Below are 1,213 nucleotides of genomic sequence, written 5' to 3' on the forward strand. Positions count from 1 at the left end.
ATACGCAGCTCTGCACGGTGAGGGCCTGACTGGGTATAGCCCAGCACCATATCACGCTCCTGCTGCTTATCCAGCACGTCCTGCAGCTCGGAATCTTTATCCCAGCCCGGATAGTAGGCCAGGCTGACATCAACGCTGTCGTCCAGCGCTTTGAGGATGCGCATAAACTCGGGTTTAAAGCGTTTCAGGTAGGCGCGACGGTGCTGATCAATCACCAGCGCACTTTCGACAAAGCCCTTGTTCCACACCGGCAGCCATTCCGCTTCTTTTTGCTTAAGCACCGAGTTGCGTTGCTTAAGTTGTTTGCGGAAGGTTTTCCACTGCTCCATAAAACTGTGTTCCACGTGGAACACACCCCAGTCGATAAACTGGCGTCGTTCTTCCGGCGAACCGGACAGCAGCTTGAATGTGGTTGGATCAATCACCTGAACCGGCAGCCAATGGGCGGCTTCCGCCTGAGAGGTCAGCACCGAGCCATTCAGCTTCAGCAGATGATCACCGCCTTTCAGACGCAGGCTGTCGAGCTGACACTGGCCAAGACTCTCGTCGTCGATATCCATCTGGATTTCAATACGATCCGCATTGTGTGCCAGTACGTGTTTGAGCTGTGAAGTACGGAAAGACTTACCCGCGGCCATCAGCACAATGGCCTCGAGAATGCTCGTTTTGCCCGAGCCGTTATCGCCGTAGATGAAATTCACTCCGGACTGGAGTGTAAGATCCAGCGGCTGCAGATTTCGCACGCCGCTGATTTTAAGCTGCCGGATTGGCATAAGAAGGTTCGCTATATGGCCGGCGACTAGAGGCGCATCGGCATAACAACATACATCGCGTCGCCGCCTTCCGGTTCTTCCAGCAAGGCACTGCTGTTAGCATCAGACAGGGTCATTTTTACCTGCTGGGTGTCGAGCACGCTCATAACATCCTGCAGATAAGAAACGTTGAAGCCCATTTCCAGAGCATCACCTTTGTATTCCACGGCCACGGATTCTTCTGCTTCTTCCTGCTCAGGGTTATTGGCAAACACTTTGAGCAGATCGGTGTCCAGCACCAGACGTACACCACGGTACTTCTCGTTGGACAGAATCGCGGTACGGTTAAATACCTGACGCAGTTCAGTACGGTCGGCGAGCATTACATTGCTGCCATTTTTCGGGATTACACGGCTGTAATCCGGGAATTTACCGTCCACCAGTTTGGAGGTGAAGGTGAA

Annotated in this window: 1 protein-coding gene and 1 pseudogene; both read right to left on the minus strand. The window is 53.3% G+C overall.

Going from position 1 to position 1,213, the window contains the following annotated elements; genetic code table 11:
* Positions 1 to 773, minus strand: a 773-nt coding sequence (gene recF / locus B3P58_RS14005) for a DNA replication/repair protein RecF (RefSeq protein WP_286718391.1), incomplete at its 3' end; no start/stop codon positions are given.
* A 26-nt stretch (positions 774 to 799) separates the two neighbouring features.
* A pseudogene (locus B3P58_RS14010) lies at positions 800 to 1,213 on the minus strand (DNA polymerase III subunit beta); the annotation flags it as partial.

Source organism: Thalassolituus sp. UBA2009 (genome assembly GCF_002335285.1).
GTDB lineage: Bacteria > Pseudomonadota > Gammaproteobacteria > Pseudomonadales > Oceanobacteraceae > Venatoribacter > Venatoribacter alkanivorans.